4 protein-coding genes and 1 pseudogene are annotated in these 4,082 nt (G+C 62.3%); all 5 read left to right on the top strand.

Translation table 11 applies throughout. The features are described 5' to 3' along the window. A pseudogene (locus tag AC54AF_RS26885) lies at window positions 1-188 on the top strand (phage tail protein); the annotation flags it as partial. A gap of 59 nt (window positions 189-247) precedes the next feature. Then, a complete protein-coding gene (locus AC54AF_RS26890; RefSeq protein WP_496639028.1) occupies window positions 248-757 on the top strand; it encodes a phage major tail tube protein in 510 nt (169 codons plus the stop codon). A gap of 35 nt (window positions 758-792) precedes the next feature. Continuing rightward, window positions 793-1,101 (top strand): phage tail assembly protein, encoded by a 309-nt coding sequence (locus tag AC54AF_RS26895; protein ID WP_099400933.1) that lies wholly within the window; start codon window positions 793-795, stop codon window positions 1,099-1,101. A gap of 8 nt (window positions 1,102-1,109) precedes the next feature. Continuing rightward, window positions 1,110-1,223, top strand: coding sequence for a GpE family phage tail protein (locus AC54AF_RS26900; RefSeq protein WP_071650284.1), 114 nt, complete (start codon window positions 1,110-1,112; stop codon window positions 1,221-1,223). Next, the coding region (locus tag AC54AF_RS26905; protein ID WP_496639029.1) for a phage tail tape measure protein at window positions 1,224-4,082 on the top strand (2,859 nt) is incomplete at its 3' end.

The following is a 4,082-nucleotide window of genomic DNA, read 5'->3' on the forward strand; positions in this document are numbered from 1 at the left end:
TGCAGGGCTACATCATCGACGGCCACGCCTGGTATGACGAGCAATACAACGACAAGACGGCGCTGAAAGACGGCAAGCTGGCCATCGATTACGACTACACGCCCGTGCCGCCGCTGGAAAACCTGAAGTTCCAGCAGCGCATTACCGACCGCTACCTGGCCGACTTCGCCTCGCGCATCGCGGCGTAAGCGTCCAATCACCACCCTGCCCGCGCCCGCGCGGGCGCAACTGAACAACGGAGAACGATATGGGCCTGCCCCGCAAACTGAAAAATTTTAACTTGTTCCAGAACGGCGTCTCCTTCATGGGCATGGTGCCCGAAGTGACCTTGCCGAAACTGAGCCGCAAGATGGAAGAGTACCGCGCCGGCGGCATGAGCGGCCCCGTGTCCGTGGACTTCGGCAATGAGGCGCTGTCGCTGGAATGGAGCGGCGGCGGCCTGATCGCCGAAGCCCTGAAACAGTACGGCGCGCACTCGCACGGCGCTGTGCAACTGCGCTTTGCCGGCGCCTACCAGGAAGACGATGACGGCACAGTCGCCGCCGTCGAAGTCGTCGTGCGCGGCCGTTACAAGGAAATCGATATGGGCGCGGCCAAGATGGGCGACGACACCACCCACAAATACACGATGGCCTGCAGCTATTACAAGCTGATGATCGACGGCGCCACCGTCATCGAACTGGACTTCATGAGCGGCACCGAGAACTTCGGTGGCGGTGACACGAATGCCGCCATCCGCAAGGCCATCGGCCTGTAACCCCTTTTTAATCACACCACAACAAGGAACACACCATGCACAACGATACCCAAAACCAAGCCGTCATCGAGCTGGATGAACCGATCAAACGCGGCGACAGCTTCATCACCTCGCTCACCGTGCGTAAACCCAAGGCGGGCGCCCTGCGCGGCATTTCCCTGATCGAGCTGGCCAACCTGAACGTGTCGGCCCTGCAAATCGTGCTGCCACGCATCACCGAGCCAACCTTGACGGCGCACGACATCGCCAACATGGACCCGGCCGACCTGCTGGCCGTGGGCGCCGAGGTTGCCGGTTTTTTGGCGAGCAAAGCCGATCGTCTTTCTGTATCCCCGGCGAAGTAGAAGACGCCATGGCCGACATTGCCGGCGTCTTTCACTGGACGCCGGCAGCGATGGACGGCTTTACGATTGATGAACTGATGGCCTGGCGCGAACGCGCCAGACAACGAAGCGGAGCGGAATAGATGGCTGGTCGGGATTTGAAATTACAGGTAGTGTTTGCAGCGCTGGACAAAATCACCGGCCCGCTGAAAAAGATCATGGGCGGCTCCAGCGATACGGCCAAGGCATTGAAGGCCACCAGCGACCGCTTGCGCGACTTGAACGCCCAGCAAAAGAACATCAGCAAATTCCGCGAGCTGCATGGCGGCCTGGACGCCACCCGCGCCAAGCTGGAGGCGGCCCAGCAGAAGGTCGCCAGCCTGGCCGTCAAGATGAAACAGGCGGAGGCGCCCACGCGCGCCATGACGCGCGAATTTAACGCCGCCGTCAAAGCGGCCGGCGCCTTGACGACGGCAGGCCAGCAGCAGGCCCAGCAACTGCAGGTCATGCGCGAGCGCCTGGCGGGCGCCGGCATCGGCACCAAAGACCTGGCCAACCACGAGCGCACCTTGCGCCGCGAGATCGAGGCCACCAACAAAACCATGACGCTGCAGCAGCAGAAGCTGGCCAACGCGGCGGCCAAGCAGCAGCGCGTCACCAATGCCACCCAGCACGCCGACAAGCTGCGCAACAAGGCGGGCAACCTGGCAATGGCCGGCGCGGGCGCGACCGCCACGGGCGCCGTCATCGGTGCACCCGTCGTCAAGGGATTGAACGAGGCCAAGCACTATCAAACAGAAGTGGGCAGGGTCAACGCCCTGGGCCTGGGCGACAAAGTGTCAGCTGAAGCCGTCGCCTTCGCGCGCAACATGAAGACCTACGGCACCAGCCAGCTCGACAACCTGCAGCTCATGCGCGACGGCATGAGCGCCTTTGCCGATGTGCACCATGCGGAAATGGTCGCCCCTACCCTGGCAAAGATGAAGTTTGCCAATCACGCCTTCTTTGGTGAGGAAGAAGGCGCCGACAACGAACGCAAGTTCATGGACATGCTCAAGGTAATCGAACTGCGCGGCGGCCTGGAGAGCAAGGAAAAGTTTGAAGCCCAGGCCAATATCGTGCAGCAGGTTATCACCGCCACGGGCGGGCGCGTGGGGCCGAATGAATGGCTGAACATGATCAAGACGGGCGGCATTGCCGCCAAAGGCTTGAAAGATGACGCCTTTTACTACCAGATGGAACCGCTGGTGCAGGAAATGAGCGGCAATCGCGTCGGTACGTCCCTGATGAGCGCTTACCAGAACTTGTATCAGGGCCGCACCACCAAGCGCTCAGCCAGGAAGCTGGAAGAGTTCGGCCTGATTGGCGACAAGAGCAAGGTCAAGCACGACAAAGCGGGGCAAGTCTCGTTCCTCGATCCGGGCGCGCTGCTGGGCGCCGAACTGTTCCGAGAAAACCAGTTCGAATGGCTGGAAAAGGTGCTGTTGCCGCAACTGGCCAAGAAGGGCATCACGGAAAAGAAACAGGTGCTCGACGCCATCGGCAGCATCTTTTCCAACCGCACCGCGTCGAACCTGTATTCGCAGATGTACTTGCAGCGCGTGCAGATCCACAAAAATGAAAAACTCAACCGTGGCGCCGCCGATATCGGCCGGCTGGAAAAGCTGGGGCGCGACTCGGCGGCCGGCAAGGAACTGGAGGCGCAGTCCAAGCTGGCCAACTTGAAACTGACCATGGGCGAAAAAATCCTGCCGCTGTACGCGCAGGGGCTGGAACTGGCCATCATCGCCGTGCAGCGCTTGAATGGCTTCATGGAACGCAATCCGACCGTGGCCAAGGTCATGATTACCGCTTTTGCCGTGCTGGCCGGCCTGCTGCTGGTGCTCGGCCCGCTGATGCTGGGCATTGCCGCCATGATCGGCCCGTATGCCATGCTGCATGTCATGTTCGCCAAGATGGGCGTAAAGGGCGGCGTGCTCACGCCCATCTTGCGTGGCCTGGGCGGCGCCTTCATGTGGGCGGGACGCGCTGTGCTGTGGCTGGGCCGCGCCCTTCTGATGAACCCGATTGGCATTGCCATCACGGTCATTGCCGGCGCCGCCTATCTGATCTATAAATACTGGGAACCGATCAAGGCGTTTTTCACCGGCATCTGGTCGCACGTCAAAACGGCGTTTGCCGGCGGCATTGGCGGCGTCAGCGCCTTGATCGCCAATTGGTCACCGCTGGGCCTGTTCTATCGCGCCTTCGCGGGCGTGCTGGGCTGGTTCGGCATCACGCTGCCGGCCACGTTCACCGACTTCGGCGCCAGCATCCTGCAGCGCATTACCGCATCCTGGCAACCTATCGCCGCATTCTTCGCCGATATCTGGTCGCGCCTGCGCACCGTCTGCGCTGGCGGCATGGGCAACATCACGGCCCTGATTATCAACTGGTCACCCGTCGGCGTGTTCTATCAGGCGTTCGCGGGCGTCATGAGCTGGTTCGGCATCCAGCTGCCAGCCCAGTTCACCGAGTTCGGCGCCAACATCCTGCGTGGCCTGGTCAACGGCATTACCGGCTCGATGGGCGCCGTCAAGGACGCCATCGGCAATGCCGGTTCCAGCACCATTGCCTGGTTCAAGGAAAAGCTGGGCATCCACAGCCCGAGCCGCGTGTTTGCCCAGCTCGGCGACTACACCATGCAGGGCCTGGCCGTGGGCCTGGACCGCAGCGAGAGCGCGCCGATTGCCAAGGTATCGGGCCTGGCGCAGCGCCTGACGCAACTGGGCGCCGGCATCGCCATCGGCACGGCAACCGCCCTGCCCGTCAGCGCCTTCGACACGCGCGCGCCTCTGGCACAAGGCGGCTTCGGCTCCGGCATGACGATTCAAGGCGACAAGATCGAAATCACTTTCAACGTGCAGGCTGGCACCGATCCGCAGGCCATCGCGCGCGCGGTAAGCGCGGCGCTCGATCAGCGCGACCGCGAAAAGGCGGCACGCATCCGCTCGTCCCTGCGC

This window comes from Janthinobacterium sp. JF4, assembly GCF_059617925.1.

What these genes read in the sequence shown, in the direction of transcription:
- AC54AF_RS26895 (WP_099400933.1), top strand. Translation starts at nt 793, where the DNA reads ATGCACAACGATACCCAAAACCAAGCCGTCATCGAGCTGGATGAACCG.
- AC54AF_RS26900 (WP_071650284.1), top strand. Translation starts at nt 1,110, where the DNA reads ATGGCCGACATTGCCGGCGTCTTTCACTGGACGCCGGCAGCGATGGAC.
- AC54AF_RS26890 (WP_496639028.1), top strand. Translation starts at nt 248, where the DNA reads ATGGGCCTGCCCCGCAAACTGAAAAATTTTAACTTGTTCCAGAACGGC.